The following is a 15,089-nucleotide window of genomic DNA, read 5'->3' as shown; positions in this document are numbered from 1 at the left end:
CTTTGATCGTATCATGGCTATCGATGCCGGTCAATGTTCAACTTTTTAATTTCCGTATGTTCCAAGACTAATCTATAACGACTCGCCTTCGTCTTATCTTAAATACCCCTGCTCATCAAATGACATGTACTCCGGTGTGCCCACAATCCTGACATGATCCAAATTTTGTATTTCCGGAAGTAAAGCTTCTGATACATAAAGATGTTCGAGGTGCAATGTATTGGGAATGCGAATAATACGTGCATCTTCTGCTTTCACGTCCCAATTGCATCGAAGGGCTGCAATTAATGCCTCCCGATCGCTTTCCATGACGATTGGAATCGCCGCCCTCGTCAAAAACGTGCTGGTTATAACGTTTTCGTTTGTTTTCTGAAAGTCAATTTTTTCAAATAACCTGCGCGTTGTCAGATCCGCAAGCCCGATTCCAAGAGCATTTCCATGGCTTTCTTCACTCAAGTCGCTTGCAATAATATATTTAATGCTTGGCATCTCAGGCTCCTTAACGCCGAGAATACGCATTCTCCCAATAATATTGGTATCCATGCCGGTGCCGCTAAAATTTTTGCCAATTTGGTCAACGAGTAAAATATCAAGGTTATTTACAGGGAGCTTTGGCATGAATGACGCAGATTGTTTCAAAAGTTCACGTTCCCGATTTTCAATTTGCTCTGTAGGAATAGCCTCAATGATGGCTGTCTGCTCAAATGCATTTTCCACAATAGCCAAACCGCATAATACATTCGCTTTCTTCAGAACTAATCGCGCTACTTCCGGCATGTAATCGCGGATGCCCGTTATCCCGGAGCTGTGCAAGGCAAGCGCTTGTTTATGCTTTCCCATGCCAATCGCTGCCATCTTCATAATACCGCTTTCAATGCCGATAGGGGACTTGAAATCCGTATGGACTTTAATCCGAGCTATAATCAAAACGGCGTCTGCTTCCCATGCATATTTGTCTACGTATACCGGTGTTCCCTGCTCCGTTACCCCAATTTGAACAACTTCCATCGATGACAGAATAGGTGCCTTACAAAACTCCTCTGTAATTCCGTAGCTTTCAAGGACCTCGACCTGGCCTTCCGCGGTTGCGCCGCCATGGCTGCCCATAGCTGGAATAATGAACGGTTCAGCACCGCTTATTTTCAGAAATGCCGCAGTTTCCCGTATAATTTTCGCAATGTTGGCAATTCCTCTGCTGCCGGCGGTAATGGCCACACGCATACCTGGCTTAATCTGTTCCGAAATTTTGATACGGGTCAATTCCGATCGGACGGCACTCTCTACATCATCGATAGAAGGTCCCGTGAAATGCTGTTGTACTTTAATAAAGCGAGGTAATTTCATAATACTCTCCCTTTCATGTTTACGTTGAACTTGGTCAACCTTAAACCGCACCGGACGTCAGTCCTGAAATAATCCTTCTTTGGAACTATCATCCATACCCATCACGATGCTGTACAACGTGGTCGCTGTCGCTACAATCAAGCTGTAGAATGGATAAAGCTTTGAAAAGCTTTTCACAAATGTAAGTATAAACTTATACCCTTAGTCTGGTTATTCACTTTCCGAATTAACCGAAGTCGCTTTCAAAATCTCGACTCAATAATTCATATTGCTGATTAAAAACGCAACTAAGTTCTTTTTTTACCAATTCCCACTTATGAAAAATATAACTAATAAGGCGGTAGCTTGCAATAGGGTATTAAACGCTTGTTGCAGGTACCTCCACTCGCGGTCCCGACTTGCGGAAGTAAAGCTTCCGACACAAAGATATGCTCAAGGTGCAATGTTCGACCAAATGCTGGCAATAGTGTTTGATCCGGGCAGCAGCCAAAACGGCGCCTACCTAAGGTAAAGGGTAAGTCAGCTGCAAGGTTCCCCCCTTACTAATCTATGTAATTGTAAATTTTATATAACGCTTGTGTACCGCTATCTTCCTCTCCCAACTCTGCCAATCGGTCATAAAGAGATTTGGCCAATTTCAAACCATGGGTAGGAAGGTTAAGCTCCTCTGCGGATTGCAAGGCGATGGATATATCCTTGATAAAATGCTTCACATAAAATCCAGGCTCAAAATCTTGCCGAATCATTTTGGGGCCCAACCTCGACAAGGACCAGCTGCCTGCGGCTCCGCTTTCAATGCTTTTTAATACGGAAAGTTCATCCAGACCAGCTTTCCTTGCATAAACCAGAGCCTCGCAAACCCCTATCATATTCGAAGCAATGGCAATTTGGTTGCATAGCTTGGTATGCTGACCTGCCCCTGCCTGTCCTTGGTAAACGATATTGGTGCCCATTATCCGAAAAATAGGAAGCACCGAATCAAATACTTCTTCGTCACCGCCAACCATAATGGATAGCTTCGCCTCTCTAGCACCCAGGTCCCCACCGGATACGGGAGCATCAAGTGAAAACATATGCTTTTGCTTGGCCGCTTCATAAATTCTTTTCGCTAATGACGGACTGGATGTTGTCATGTCGATCAAATATGTGCCGGGCTTCGCATGATAAATAACTCCCAGTTCTCCAAGATAAATCTGTTCCACATCACTTGGGAAACCGACCATTGTAATAATAACGTTCGCCTCTTTTGCCAAGGTGGCAGTATCTTCGTGCAGCTTGGCGCCCATGTCGAGCAGCTCCTCAGCTTTTGCTTTCGTACGATTGTAAACATGGACCTCATAACCCGCACGAATAAGATTTGCCGCCATGCTTTTTCCCATAACCCCCGTGCCAATAAAACCTACTTTTACAGTTTGTGGTGTTAAAGTCATAAGGCTACCTCCATATCCAATTCAATTTTAACTTCCGCCCCCAGGTGGGAGGACTCATATATGGCATTCAAGACATGAATCATTTGTAGCCCCTCTTCCCAAGTAATAAATGGATGGTGCTTCTACATTCCCTTGGCTCCACAGGAGTTACGAATAATAAGCTCGGTTTTAAGCACGATCCTTTGCGTATGAATCATTTCTCCGCGAAGTTTCTGAACCAGCAGCGACATCCCCAAGGATCCAAGCTGCTCAATGGGCTGGGCCATTGTTGTCAAATGGGGCTCTATAACGGTGCATATGAATTGCCCGTCGAAACCGACAACCGCCATATCTCGAGGAACGGTTAGCCCTCTTTCCTTTACGCCTTGAATAACCCCTACAGCCAGTTCATCATTCGCCGCAAATACGGCTGTAGGCCGTTCCTCCGCTAGAAACAACTCATCCACATAGCGCTTGCCGTTCATAATGGTGAAGCCCGTTGTTTCCTTAACCCATTCCTCTATCAGAGGAATATTGGAATCGGATAATGCTTTACGGAATCCCGCTTCACGGTCGCGTAGTATCATGGATTGCCGCTTGCCGCTCACCATACCGATTTTGCGGTGACCCAGTTTTACCAAATGCTTCGTAGCCGTATACGCAGCCGCGAAGTTATCAACGGTAACCGCAGGAAAAATGTCATGCTCCGTGTATTGGCTGATCATCACAATGGGTCCATACTGCTCAAATGACTGAACGAGCTCATAATCATTACGTATACCGGTCATAATGATTCCGTCCACCTGCTGATCCTGAGACATTTTGAGGTATTTAAGCTCCTTATGAGCATCGTTTTCCGTATTGCATAAAATCACGTTATATCCATGTTTCGCTGCTTCATCCTCGATGCCCTGCAGCAAAATGGAATTAACCGGGTTGGATACCCGCGAAACAAGCACCGCAATCATTCCTGTCTTCTGTTTGCGTAAGCTTTGCGCGAGCCGGCTCGGCCGATATCCAAGCTCTTTCATGCTCTTCAAAACCTTATTCCGTGTTTCATCATCCACCCGGTCATTGTCGTTAATCACTCGCGAGACAGTGGTTCTTGAAACCCCTGCGTGGACAGCCACATCAAGTATATTTGCCACTCAGCACACCTCTAATATCCAGCTTTTTTATTCACGAGATTCAGTAAAGGTAATTGGCTCTGAAATCTTTTCAGATTTTCAGCAAAAATACGGACAGTCCTGCTCGCTGAATATGGAGTAGCCCCGGATATGTGCGGGGACAGCAGCACTTGTTCCAACCCATAAAATGGAGAATCTTCGGGCAGCGGCTCCGTAACAAATACATCCAACCCGGCTCCGGCCACCTGCCGTTTCTTCAAGGCGTCGATCAACTCCTGTTCTTTGAATACATTTCCGCGTACGTTGTCGTCAATCTCCTGTTCATTCAGTTTAACATCAAACCGGACGTTAGGAAATTGACTTTTCAGATCTTCGAGCAAATTCTCCTTGATATTCCATGTAATCAATACTTTTGTGATGGATGTCATCCCTGATTCATTCCCCATTGAAGTTGAATTTTCTCTGATTTACCCCTTTACGCCGCCGGCTGTCAATCCGGCTATAATTCGTCTTTGGAATACCAAAACCATAATAATCAACGGCACGGTAACAACTACTGACGCCGCTGCAATATCTCCCCAAGGAAGATCGTGTTCACCGGGGAACATGGCAATTGCGACAGGTACTGTCCGCATCGTATCTTTGCTCATAAATGATAAGGCAAACAGGAATTCGTTCCAAGCATGGATGAATATAAGAATAGCGGTAGTAAATACTCCTGGGGCAGCCAGTGGAACAATCACCTTCACGAACGATTGAATCCGGTTGCAGCCGTCAATATAGGCGGACTCCTCTAATTCGCCGGGAATATCCCGGAAAAAGCTCGTCAAAATCCAAATCGCCATCGGTAAGCCGAATGTAGTATAAGGAAGAATTAACCCTGAGTACGTATTCAGCAAACTGAGCTTTTTGAGAATGATAAATAGCGGACTCAGAATAGCGATTGAAGGGAACATCGATACTGTAAGAACTAAACCCAACAGCAGCGTTTTCCCTTTAAAATCGAGTTTGGCGATCGCATAGGCACAGAAACTTCCAATCACGATACAAAATAAGGTTGTAGCCGAAGAAACGATTAAGCTATTTTTTAAATACGTCAGAAAAGGACGTCCCGTAAATACATTTACATAGTTCCCGAGATAAAATTGATTTGGCCACCAAGCCGGAGGAATACTGTACAATTGATCAGGCGATTTGAATGAAGTAATGATTTGCCATATGAAAGGGAACAGTATTCCCAGCACAAACAGCAGCATGGAGAAATAAAACAAAACCTGTTTGACTCTTTCCATAACGTTCTTCAACACTCCTATCTGGAACTGGCCCGCACTCCCAAAATTTTGATATAAATCATGCTTATTAACAAGACACAAAAGAAGGTAATCACGGCCAAAGCGGAACCATAGCCGAAATCCAAATATCTCATTAGGGTGGTTTGCGCAAACATGGACAGGGTTTCGGTTGAATTGCCAGGTCCACCACCAGTCATAACAAATACTAGATCAAATATACGAAAAGCATCTAAGGTTCTGAACAACAATGCTACCAGCATGGCCGGTTTTAAGAGCGGCAGCGTAATTTTCCAAAACTGCTGCATCGTAGTCGCCCCGTCAACCTTGGCCGCTTCGTACAAATCCTTAGAAATAACCTGCAAACCTGCCAGAAGCAGCAATGCCATAAACGGAGTCGTTTTCCATACATCCGTAATAATGATTGCGGCCATAGCCGTTCCGGTGCTGCCAAGCCAAGGATAGTAACTGTCCAGGAATCCCATTCTTTGCAAAATATCATTAATAACCCCGAACTGATCATTAAACATAAATTTCCACATCAATGAGGTAATAGCCGTTGGTATTGCCCAAGGAATAAGAACCGAGGCCCTTACCAGACCTCTGCCGAAAAAGTTGCGATTCATTAATAAAGCTATTGCAAGGCCTAACACCAATTCAAAAAAAACAGAAAGGAGTGTGAAATAGGTGGTATTCCATAAAGACCGAAAGAAACGAACTTCTTTAAAGGCGGTAATATAATTTTGGAGTCCAACAAAGTTTTTGCCCAATGCGGGCATATTCAATTTGTATTCATGCAGACTAAGCCAGATTGCATCAATAATTGGATACAAGGCAAATACGGCTATAATAATAACGGATGGCAATACCATCCAGTAACCCAGCCTGGCCTCATCGGCTTTTAAGCCAATTTTCTTTGCTGACATGGTTCACCCTTCTTTTCACAAGTAGGTCGGACCGCTACAGAAGCGGCCCGGAAGTACTTGAATTTTCAAACAAGATCACTTATTGAACTTTTTGTACAAATCGGTCATTTGGCTTTGCATATTTTTAAGCGCACTATCCACCGGTTGTTTTTTCGTAATCGCCTTATGAATCTCAATTTGCATCACATCCGCAAGTTGCGGATAAATAGGAGACACCGGTCTGGGCTTTGCCGATATGAATGCGGAATAGAGATCAGCGAAATGCGGATTAGCTTTAAGAACATCCTGATCTTTATATGTGGACTGTAGAACCGGTAATCTTCCGCCGTCAATCGCATTTATTTTTTGCGCTTCCTCTGAAATGATAAATTTCAGGAAAGTAACAGCGGCGTTCACTTTACTCTTGTCGATGTTCGCGTTGATACCGATATCCCAGCCTCCGAGTGCTGCAGAGGATTCCTTGCCTTTAGGGCCGTAAGGAACAGGAACAATACCCACCTTGCCTTTTACTTTGGAACCGTCTTCTTGCGCCTTAGCCCATGCCGACGGCCAGTTGCGCATAAACACCGACTTACCTTCGGTAAATACAACTCTCGCATCATCTGTAACGTAAGTGGTTGCTCCTTGCGGGGTAGAACCGTTATTAACCAGATCGACTAAATACTGTAAAGCTTCTTTGTTATTTTCACTATCGATCTGTACTTTATTATCTTTGTCCAGAACTGTTCCGCCATTCCCCCAGAAAAATTCGTCTGCCACACAGTTAAGACCTTCGAACTGGTTTAGATGGGAGACGTAACCGTACTCCGTCCCGCCCTTACCCTTTAAATCCTTAGCCAATTTCAGCAACTCATCAAATGTTTTAGGCGGCGTTACTTTGGCTTCCTCTAAAATATCCTTACGGTAGAATAAGACGCCGGCATCCGTATAGAAGGGAATGGCATAAAGCTTATCCTTATATTTGTTGCCCGCCACAGGCCCCGGGAGCAATGCGGATAACTCACTGTCTTTGAAATAATCATTTAAAGGAAGAGCCCATCCGGAAACTCCAAATTCCGCGGTCCAAACAATGTCCATACCGAAAATGTCAACGCTATTATCACCCGACGTGAATTTCGTTACAAGATCGTCATGAACCTTATCTGTGCTTGCTGGTACTTCCAAGAGCTTAATCTTAATATCTTTATGCTTTGCTTCAAAAGCTTGAATCATTTTTTGCGAGGCTGGGGTCGCATCCTTTGGGCGTTCAAACACAAGCTCGACTACTTTTCCCCCCGTGTCACCGCTTCCAGCGGACTTGCCCACTGCCGAGTCCCCCGTCAGTTTAGTGGATTCGTTGGAACCACACCCTGAAACCAAGGAAATGATCATTGCTGACGCCACAACCGAACCAGCCCATTTGTATTTCTTCATGAATACTAACCCCCTCAATTTTGTAAGGTATTGTTTTTACCAACAACTATGGAATCGATTCCATTCCTATTAAATCATAACGCTTTCAGAAATACTATTGGTCTTTTGCTCGAAATAATGAGTAATGAATTGTTGTTTTTTGGGTCATTTGCACACCTTATGCATTCAATTGGCTGCATGCATCCAAAGCTTTGATAATCATCGCATCTTTAAAACTTTTGGGATCCAGTTTCAAAACTTCATGTACCTTATCCAAACGGTAAAATAAAGTATTGCGATGAATATGCAGCTTTTCCGCCGTTTCTTTAATATTCATGTCGGACTCCAGAAATATCTTAAGCGTTCCTGCCATCTCTTCACTCAAATCATTAAATCTGGGCATATACCTGGTTATAAACTCATGGCGTACAGAATCTGGCAAATGATCCAATAGGTCAATGATTCCCCAATCATCGATATGAGTGACTGTTTTTTCGATCTTGAACTTTTCAAGCAGCTTTAAACTTTGCCCCGCCTGATTAAAAGATTGGCGGTAACCCATTATTCCATCGCTAACGTTCCCGATTCCAATCAAAGCCGAGATCCCCAGTCTTGATAAGATTTCCATAAAAGACTCAGCTAGTTGGCGTTCATTTATGCGGGACTGGTCCACACTTGAAAGTAAAAAAAGTCGGCTTTCTCCAGTGTAAGAAATAAATAGATCGCTTACCGGGAAAGCCGCCGCTTCTGCTAATAAAGTGCTTTTTATTTCATTGAATCTTGCAAGTGACTTGCAATGAGGATGTTCGCAAAGAATGTCTTCACCTTGGATTTTGATCATAAAAGCTACTCTAGGAATACTCACATCAAGGCTTAAAGACCGTGCAATTTCCTCCAATTTCTGAGTGCAAAAATCATAAGTGCTCGCTAACTCCCTAATCCAATTTTCAATTTCGAGATTCCGAAATAGGATCTGATCATTCAGATTAAAATAGTTCAAAAGAATATCGATTGTCGTTCTGACCAATTTAGCATATTCGGGAATCTCTGCAGGATAACCTAGTATATTCACAACTCCCATTTTTTCTCCGTTCCATTCGATGGGTAACGTAACAACAGTCTTATCTTCCGTTAATTCTTTCATGAATTACCACTCCTGACTAGATAAGCGTTTGCTTACTTTAAGTATCTGTAAATTATGTATAGCGCTACAGTTATAACTCAGCCATTAGCGGAATCGATTCCATATGAGCATGAGTATAACATAGTTTTGAAAGGCCTTACAATATAAAATTACCCATTGCTAATAGGGTTAGCCATCATAAGTCATTCTATATTGGTTCGGAGTCATGTGGATATACTTTTGAAAAATACGAATGAGACTTCTTTCGGAATACCCGATTTTTTGGGCAATTTCGTTAACCGTGAGCTTGGTATTCACTAGCAAATATTGTGCTTCCTTTAATTTGTGATTCAAAACATAATCCAAAAAGTACATACCCGTCTGTTTTTTGAACAACTTGCTCAAGTGGGAAGAACTTATATTAGCAAGCTCAGCGCATTGCACCAAGGAGATATCCTCATGCACGTGCTCATTTATATATTGACATACTTTTTGAACAATTAAATTAGGACTTTCCAATCTGTCGGCCACTTGATTGTAATATGGAAATACGGTTTGGACAAACCAGTCGAAAACCTCTGGCGGTGTCTTTCTTTCCTGTAAAGAAAAGACTAACTTGTGCTCAAAGATTTGTACGTATCCTTTTCTGATTAACGATTTCGTAATCGAACCTAGCAGCAGTACATAACACTGGGATACTGTGAAATGGGATTCAGAAGTGCGAATCGCCGTTATATATTCCTTAAGATGCTCCTCCGCCTCCTTCCATCTCTTGTTCTCGAGCCCGTCTATCAGCTTCTCTTCGATATAAAACGGATAATGAAACGACGATTGCTTTCTGGATAATTCCATATCTTGAATGAATACCACTTGGCTTTGATCCTTATATAGCCTATATTGAAGCGCTTCCAAAGCTTCCTTATAAGAAAGACCGATATCCTCCATTTGGCGATACACGTTGCCGATCCCTATACAAACCTTAAGCTTTAAATAGTTCTGGAACGAGAAAACCAAATCAGAAGCAAACTGATTCAGCCTGTTTTTCATTTCGATATCGGGCGTTTCCTGGGGAAAGGCTATAATAGCTGTACCAAGCCCGCTTCGGCTGATGATCACATCGCCTTCCAACGGACTTTGTTTACGTATCATTTCGTCAATGACATTTTTAACAATAAACGAAAGTATGGGGCCGTCCGTCCGCTCAAAACGGGTTTCTTTATGCATATTTTCAAGTTGGACCACTAATACAACCATGGCTTTAGGCTCATTCAACATCGAAACGGCAATTTCCTTGAAGTCGGTTAATCCCTTATCGTAAGAACGAAATTCTAATAGCTGCTGGTAAAAGCTTTCTTTGATTGTCGGTTCCCATCGCTTCATCGATTGATAGATCTTATTCGTCTTCTCACTTAAATGAATCCAGCATTCCAGGATGAAAGTAAGATCATTGGAATCATGGGAAGAGAACGACGGTTCTTGGCGCAATTGCTCACCGAAGCTGACCAATTGGCGGATCGGTCTGTACGCGTGCAGGCTGGTAACAATGGTTAGAGCAACTCCGATATTAATAAACAATAGGATTGTAAACGCAATCAACCAGCGTATCCATCCGATATGTTCGTAGATGTCGGCTTCGGAAATTTTGGAAATATAGATGCGGCCAAGCTCTGTTTTTTGAAATGAATAAAAAAATCGCTTTCCGGAAGAATCTTGCATCAATAAAGCATCATGGTTCTTTTCCGATTTAATGATGGATTTTATGGAGTTTTCATTCAACATAGAAGATGCGTTTTGAAATTGATTACCGGTATGGACCAATACATGGTTAGAAGAATCCAGCACCAGCATGGATTGTTTTGCACTGTAAACCGCAGGACCATCCAAATACTTTGTAATCAAATCGCTATTTAGTTTAACGAGAAGAAGTCCTCTGGCTTTATGGAGGGTGGAAGGGGGAAGAAATCGGACGCATGCCAGAGTGTCTTCCATGTATGGCTGGATAATATTCAAGCATTGGTCTTTAGGCTCAAACCGCATTAATTGATCCAGCACGGATCGATATTTATACATTTTTTTAAGAACAAAACCGTATTCCGTATTTAAGATGTCTTCCGAAGCATCGTCGTATAAGATGATGTCATTAATAAAATCGTTGGAGTTTTTGGCAATCTGAAGCAACTTTAAAATATCAAGATGAGTCAATATTTTTTCATTGGGATCCCCATCCAGAAATGAATTGCTGATCAAGGGGTTAGTTGTAAGCTGAAGAGAAGAAAGCTCTATGGCCCCAAATATTCTCTCCAGCCTGTCTTGTGCAAGCAAAAGGGAGTCAGCGGATATTTGCGTAACCTCTTTAACGGCAGACCTCATCGAGATCTGGTAATATACTCCGCCTATCAGCAAAACAGGAATACATGCCGAAATGCATCCAAGCCATATGAATCGGTACAAATAATACCTGGTATACTTTTTTAAAGAAAGTCGATGAAACAGGCCGCGTATACGCTCAATCACGTTTGATCCCCCCTTTAGAGCAAAACATGGCTTAAGTGCAACAGCGGCAACGGATTTTAATATCAATTCGATTTGAAGCGGCGAAATTCCTTTCAAGAATGAAACGGCAAATGGAATTTATCCTTTGACAGAACCAAGCATAACTCCTTTGGCGAAATGCTTCTGCAAGAAAGGATAAACAATCAGAATGGGGAGCATGGCCAACACCACCGAAGCCATACGAACGGTTTCTTGAGGGAGTACATGATCGTCCGTGGAGGCTGCCATATTTCCGGTCATATTCGAGCTGGCGTCGAGCACCATCGTTTTCACCAAAACCTGAAGCGTCCACTTTGCGGTATCCGTCAAATACAGAACGGCGTTAAAGTAAGTGTTCCAATGCGCTATCGCGAAAAATAAAGTAAAGGCCGCCACGGCGGGCATCGATAACGGAAGAATAATACGCAGAAAAACGCCGATATCCGTACATCCGTCCATTTTGGCGGACTCTCTTAACTCAGGAGGAATCGAGTCCAGGAAGCTTTTTACAACGATTAAGCTCCAGGCATTGGTGAGGGCCGGCCAAATCAACGCCCCATAGGAATTAAGCAGGCCTAAATTTTTGACAAGCAGGTAGTTCGGAATAATTCCCGGGTTAAAGACCAACGTAAGTACAACCATGCCCAGGATTGCATTGCGGAAAGGCATCTGCTTATCCGTTAGTCCGTACGCCATCGTAAAGGTAAATATCAGATTGAGCAGAGTCCCGATCAGGGTTATGAAGACTGTATTTTTAAAGGCGGTTAAAAAGCTGGGAGTTGACAAAATGTAAGTATACGCATCAAGGGATAGCTTTTGGGGCCACAGATGAAACTGAAACGGCACATAAACCTCTTTATCCGTCAAGGAAACCAGGATCAGATAAAGAATGGGAAATAAGCATACGATGGAAATAGCGATAAGCAGAGTATAGTTCGCGTAATCAAACAAGGTGAACCTTTTTTTATGGGTAAAGCTCATAAATTAGCCTCCCTCCTAGTAGATCCCCTCGTGTCCCAACTTTTTCACAACATAATTGGAGATTAATACGAGGACGAGACCTACGACGTCTTTGAACATGCCGACAGCTACTCCTACACTTGTTTGACCGCTTAATATTCCCTGCTTATAGGCATACGTATCGAATACATCGCCAACGGAAAGCACGAGAGGGTTCAGCATCAGCAACACCTGCTCAAAACTGACATCGGCAATATGTCCCAATCGAAGGATCAGCAGGATAAGAATAGTGGGACGAATCGCAGGCAGAGTGATATGCCAAATTTGCCTCATACGGCTAGCACCGTCTATGACTGCAGCTTCATATCTGGAGGGATCCACACCCGCGATGGCAGCCAAAAAGATAATCGTCCCCCACCCCATATCCTTCCATATATTTTGGATCGTCAGCAGCCCCCAAAAATAATGGGGCTCGTTTAAAAACGGAAACGGTTCATGCCCCATGCCGCGGATCGCTTTATTGATTAAGCCGACGTCCGTAGAAAGCATGAAAAAAGTTAAGCTTGTGATAATGACCCACGATAAAAAATGGGGAATATAAACGATCGATTGGTTGATGCGCTTAAATACCTCATGACGGACTTCATTCAGCATAATGGAAAGCAATATGGGAAGCGGGAACAAAAAAACGAGGCTGAACAAGTTGATGACGAGTGTGTTTCTAAGCAAATTATAAAAGGAGTCGTACTGAAAAAATTCGATAAAGTGTTTAAACCCTACCCACTTGCTATGAAGCATCCCTAGAATGGGAGTATAATCCTGAAAGGCTACAAGAAGACCCCACATGGGGATGATCTTGAAGATGATAAAAAACACCAGCCCGGGAAGCACCAGCAAATACATATGACGATATTTCAGCATGGTGCTCCACAAGGATGTCTTTTCCTTGTTCGATAGGGCCCCAGGGATGACGCCTTGCTCCAATATTTTCATCAAATCACTCCCCTCAGATTGTTTAAATGGACCGGGGATTGTAAGACCCGGTCCGGCCGCGTTTACTTACCAAAGAGGGCTTTATAGTTTTCGGCGAATTCCTTGTAGGCTTGGCCGAATTCCTTCTTCGCTCTTAACTGGTCGATATAGCTCTTGTATTGCTCCATCGTGATTTTCCCTATGATCGCCTGGGTTCTCATTGATGTGAATTCGCCGTCGTATTTGGGCCATTGCGTCACCCACGAAGAGGAATTAATGACGGAAAAGGGATCGATTTTCCCCACCTCAAGCTCCGGTTTGACTTTTTCCCTATTCCTTAAGTTAACCTCTTGGGGAGCAATGGGGCTGTCCGTTTTGGACCAAGGATCTAATTTGAGTACGAACGGCTCGATGGTTGTATTATTGATCTCCTTTTTTCCTTGGTCAGTCATTTTTATGACACCGTTTTCAACTTTATGATGAACGCCTTCGATGCCATAAGTGATATACTTGGTAATTTCGTCACTGGCTGTGTTATTGTAAAACTGAAGAATTTTCTCGACTTTTTCCTTCGGCACACTCTTGGGGATATAGAGCGCTCCGTAAAACCCGGGTGACAGAACAGCCGTAGTACCTTTAGGGCCTGTCAAATACGGAATGAGCTCCACTTTCGCATCCGGCTGCACTTTTTTGGCTGCCTGCTCGAGTCCATATTGGTGCCATGGATTTTTCCGGTAAAACGCCGCCAGGCCGGCACCGAACATATCGGAATACTGCAGGTCCTTCATGATGGCAAATTCTTGCGACATCAGCCCGTCCGCATAGGCTTTTCTGTACCATTCCACCATATTCGTATAGGCCGTACTCAATTGTTTAGGGTATAATCCGCCGTCCGGTGTATATTCCGGGTCTATTCCGCCGAAAGCCGCTCGATAGGATTCATCAAACATCAAACCGATCGTATCCCTCTTGCCGTTTCCATCGGGATCACTTTCCACTACCTTCTTCAGGGTGACCAGCAGTTCGTCCATCGTTTTCGGTACGGGAAGACCGAGCTTGTCGAGCCAATCTTTCCTTATATGCTCGGCAGCGCCGATTTGAGGTCTTGTCCGCGGCAGTCCGTAGATCTTTCCATTATAACGCAATAGTCTCCAGGCGCTTTCGGGAACGTTGTTCTTGAGATTCGGATATTTGCTGAAATCACCCAGAAACTCGCTCAGCTCCCAAAAGGATCCTTTATTAATGGCGTCAACCAAGCTCGACAAATTCGTGTCCGTCACGGTCAAAACTTCAGGGATGCTGCCGGACGCGAGTACCAAATTGACCTTGTTGATGTAATCGTTAATCGGCACCCAGTCGATATCCAGGTGTACCTTCGTTCTTTCCTCCAAGCCGGTCCAAAAGGCGCTGTTCATATCGGGGGGCTCCGTTTGAAGCGAAGACATGATTTTAATCGTCAGCTTATCATTTTTAGAACCGGCAGGGGTTCCCTCGTTATTGCCGCACGCGGATAATACGATTACCGACATCATCACGCCGACAAGTGAGCGCATTGCGGCCGGACGGGTTATTTTAGCCATAGGGCATCCCTCCCTCATTTATATGTATACGACTACCTTCTCTTCTTCCACGGTTACGGTGTATGTTTCGACCGATTTTGTTTCTTCTTCCGTTTCCACGGCTACTTCATACGTTTTCACGAGACACTTATGGGGATCGTAAACGGATTTTCCAGTTAATACATCGAATTCCCAGCCATGCCAAGGGCACCGGATAATTTCCCCTTCCCTCCCATAGATGTATTCTCCGGGCTTGGAAGGCAGGGTCATACCGGTAACGGTTCCTAAGCATAAGGGGGCCCCTTGATGAGGACAGCTGTTTTTCAGAGCATAGAACTGATGGTTTACATTAAACACTCCCACGGAACGGCTCTCCAGCGAAACGATTTTACGGGAACCGGGCGGAAGCTCTGTCACATTGCAGATGACATGTCGTGCCATACCGTTTTCCTCCCC

At 43.8% G+C, this 15,089-nt stretch carries 12 protein-coding genes and 1 pseudogene; all 13 read right to left on the bottom strand.

Translation table 11 applies throughout. The features are described from left to right. Nucleotides 1-93 precede the first annotated feature (93 nt). Nucleotides 94-1,344, bottom strand: coding sequence for a nickel pincer cofactor-dependent isomerase, group 22 (locus O9H85_RS33020; RefSeq protein ID WP_269885621.1), 1,251 nt, complete (start codon nucleotides 1,342-1,344; stop codon nucleotides 94-96). Nucleotides 1,345-1,886: 542 nt separating this feature from the next. Next, nucleotides 1,887-2,774 (bottom strand): NAD(P)-dependent oxidoreductase, encoded by an 888-nt coding sequence (locus tag O9H85_RS33015; RefSeq protein WP_269885620.1) that lies wholly within the window; start codon nucleotides 2,772-2,774, stop codon nucleotides 1,887-1,889. A 122-nt stretch (nucleotides 2,775-2,896) separates the two neighbouring features. Continuing rightward, entirely contained in the window at nucleotides 2,897-3,883 is a 987-nt protein-coding gene (locus O9H85_RS33010; protein ID WP_269885639.1) for a LacI family DNA-binding transcriptional regulator, read from the bottom strand. Between the two features lie 29 nt (nucleotides 3,884-3,912). Continuing rightward, entirely contained in the window at nucleotides 3,913-4,308 is a 396-nt protein-coding gene (locus tag O9H85_RS33005) for an NAD(P)-dependent oxidoreductase (RefSeq protein ID WP_269885619.1), read from the bottom strand. Nucleotides 4,309-4,347: 39 nt separating this feature from the next. After that, entirely contained in the window at nucleotides 4,348-5,172 is an 825-nt protein-coding gene (locus tag O9H85_RS33000; protein ID WP_269885618.1) for a carbohydrate ABC transporter permease, read from the bottom strand. Between the two features lie 17 nt (nucleotides 5,173-5,189). Then, nucleotides 5,190-5,930 (bottom strand): annotated as a pseudogene (locus O9H85_RS32995) (carbohydrate ABC transporter permease); the annotation flags it as partial. 240 nt (nucleotides 5,931-6,170) lie between these two features. Then, entirely contained in the window at nucleotides 6,171-7,508 is a 1,338-nt protein-coding gene (locus O9H85_RS32990) for an ABC transporter substrate-binding protein (RefSeq protein WP_269885616.1), read from the bottom strand. Nucleotides 7,509-7,665: 157 nt separating this feature from the next. Continuing rightward, complete coding sequence (locus tag O9H85_RS32985) at nucleotides 7,666-8,631, bottom strand: PucR family transcriptional regulator (RefSeq protein WP_269885615.1); 966 nt, start codon at nucleotides 8,629-8,631, stop codon at nucleotides 7,666-7,668. A 168-nt stretch (nucleotides 8,632-8,799) separates the two neighbouring features. Next, on the bottom strand, nucleotides 8,800-11,124 hold the full coding sequence (locus O9H85_RS32980) for a helix-turn-helix domain-containing protein (protein WP_269885614.1): 2,325 nt from the start codon (nucleotides 11,122-11,124) through the stop codon (nucleotides 8,800-8,802). Nucleotides 11,125-11,241: 117 nt separating this feature from the next. Continuing rightward, complete coding sequence (locus O9H85_RS32975; protein WP_269885613.1) at nucleotides 11,242-12,123, bottom strand: carbohydrate ABC transporter permease; 882 nt, start codon at nucleotides 12,121-12,123, stop codon at nucleotides 11,242-11,244. 15 nt (nucleotides 12,124-12,138) lie between these two features. Then, nucleotides 12,139-13,095 (bottom strand): ABC transporter permease, encoded by a 957-nt coding sequence (locus tag O9H85_RS32970; RefSeq protein ID WP_269885612.1) that lies wholly within the window; start codon nucleotides 13,093-13,095, stop codon nucleotides 12,139-12,141. A gap of 62 nt (nucleotides 13,096-13,157) precedes the next feature. Next, nucleotides 13,158-14,654 (bottom strand): extracellular solute-binding protein, encoded by a 1,497-nt coding sequence (locus tag O9H85_RS32965; RefSeq protein WP_269885611.1) that lies wholly within the window; start codon nucleotides 14,652-14,654, stop codon nucleotides 13,158-13,160. Between the two features lie 18 nt (nucleotides 14,655-14,672). Further along, on the bottom strand, nucleotides 14,673-15,074 hold the full coding sequence (locus O9H85_RS32960; RefSeq protein ID WP_269885610.1) for a Rieske (2Fe-2S) protein: 402 nt from the start codon (nucleotides 15,072-15,074) through the stop codon (nucleotides 14,673-14,675). Nucleotides 15,075-15,089 lie beyond the last annotated feature (15 nt).

This window comes from Paenibacillus gyeongsangnamensis, from assembly GCF_027533625.1.
Classification (GTDB): domain Bacteria; phylum Bacillota; class Bacilli; order Paenibacillales; family NBRC-103111; genus Paenibacillus_G; species Paenibacillus_G gyeongsangnamensis.
This window is presented reverse-complemented; position numbering and strand designations above follow the sequence as displayed.

Bases quoted from the DNA above. Each gene is read 5' to 3' on its own strand.
- O9H85_RS33020 (WP_269885621.1), bottom strand. From the start codon at position 1,344: ATGAAATTACCTCGCTTTATTAAAGTACAACAGCATTTCACGGGACCT.
- O9H85_RS33015 (WP_269885620.1), bottom strand. From the start codon at position 2,774: ATGACTTTAACACCACAAACTGTAAAAGTAGGTTTTATTGGCACGGGG.
- O9H85_RS33005 (WP_269885619.1), bottom strand. From the start codon at position 4,308: ATGACATCCATCACAAAAGTATTGATTACATGGAATATCAAGGAGAAT.
- O9H85_RS33000 (WP_269885618.1), bottom strand. From the start codon at position 5,172: ATGGAAAGAGTCAAACAGGTTTTGTTTTATTTCTCCATGCTGCTGTTT.
- O9H85_RS32990 (WP_269885616.1), bottom strand. From the start codon at position 7,508: ATGAAGAAATACAAATGGGCTGGTTCGGTTGTGGCGTCAGCAATGATC.
- O9H85_RS32985 (WP_269885615.1), bottom strand. From the start codon at position 8,631: ATGAAAGAATTAACGGAAGATAAGACTGTTGTTACGTTACCCATCGAA.
- O9H85_RS32975 (WP_269885613.1), bottom strand. From the start codon at position 12,123: ATGAGCTTTACCCATAAAAAAAGGTTCACCTTGTTTGATTACGCGAAC.
- O9H85_RS32970 (WP_269885612.1), bottom strand. From the start codon at position 13,095: ATGAAAATATTGGAGCAAGGCGTCATCCCTGGGGCCCTATCGAACAAG.
- O9H85_RS32965 (WP_269885611.1), bottom strand. From the start codon at position 14,654: ATGGCTAAAATAACCCGTCCGGCCGCAATGCGCTCACTTGTCGGCGTG.
- O9H85_RS32960 (WP_269885610.1), bottom strand. From the start codon at position 15,074: ATGGCACGACATGTCATCTGCAATGTGACAGAGCTTCCGCCCGGTTCC.